This is a genomic window from Acinetobacter sp. YH16051 (assembly GCF_013417135.1).
Classification (GTDB): Bacteria; Pseudomonadota; Gammaproteobacteria; order Pseudomonadales; family Moraxellaceae; genus Acinetobacter; species Acinetobacter towneri.
Map to the genome: position 1 here is coordinate 1 of NZ_VPEN01000139.1, position 1,155 is coordinate 1,155.

Sequence of the window (1,155 nt, forward strand, 5' to 3'; positions counted from 1 at the left end):
CCAATATGAAAAAGCCCGACCGGATGTCGGGCTTTTTTTAAGTTCATCGCACTTTGCCGGGAAATGCAGCACGGATCTTGAGGAAGAAGTAGTCCGTGTCGCGGTATCCATAGGCCATCCGCTTAATGACTTTGATCCGGTTGTTCATGCCCTCCAGCACGCTGGTGTTCAGCCGGTGGAGGGCACTGGAAACGATACCCTCCATATATGGCTCCAGCTTCTTGGCAAATCGTACCAAAGCATCAATTCCGCTACCGAGGGCCATGCCGGCCCATTCCCGCCAGGCGCTTCTGGCCGTCGTCTCGCTTTCCGCAAACCATAGCGTCTTAAGTTGGTCCTTGAGCACGTACACCGTAGTCAAGAACGCATTGGCGGCCAGGAGTTCGTCCAGCTTGACCGCCTGCTCGGGCTCAAGGTTGTCAGCATTGCGTAACAGTATCCAACGGCTGCTTTTGATCACCTTGCGGGCGACCTTGTCATCTCGCAGTTGATTGGCCTGATCAACTCGCACTCTATCCATCACTTCGCGGCCATACTTAGCCACCACATGGAACAGGTCGTAGACCACCACCGCGTTGGGGCACTGGGCCTTCACTTCAAGATCGAAGGCTGAGTTCATGTCCATGGCCACTGCCTCGATCTGGTTCCGGGCATCGCCTAACCACTCGAAGAACGGCCGGATCGCCTCACGCGAGCGGCCCTCGCCAATCCACACCACTTGCTGGGTGTCGGCACAGGCGACCACCGTGGCGTAGCGATGACCCTTGTGCAAGGCGAATTCGTCCATCATCAGGCGGCGCAATCGACTTCGATCTGGCTCGTGCAAATCACGTTTGAGCCGCTCCATGTCAATAGTCTTGACTGTATGCCAATGCAAGCCCAAAAGATTGGCAACATGACTGACGGGCAGCATCTGTACTAATTTCTCAATCCAGTTGCGCAATGATTGCGTAATACGGGAGCGCGGTGGTAGCCAATCGATCCGCTCTCTGGTTGGACCGCATTGTGGACAACGCAGCCGCCGCACAGGTACATCCAACTCGACGCGATACTGCATAATTGGTGACTCGCGAACTCGGCGCCAATTGATGTCATGTACCAGGAAACAAGGGCAATCGCATCGGCTACAAATTGGCGTATGCTCCTCGTCGTGTG

The 1,155-nt window shown here is 55.4% G+C and carries 1 protein-coding gene; it reads right to left on the reverse strand.

What is annotated here, in order from left to right:
* Positions 1-43: 43 nt before the first annotated feature.
* A partial coding sequence (locus tag FTV41_RS14920) for an ISL3 family transposase (RefSeq protein WP_179996783.1) occupies positions 44-1,155 on the reverse strand: 1,112 nt, incomplete at its 5' end.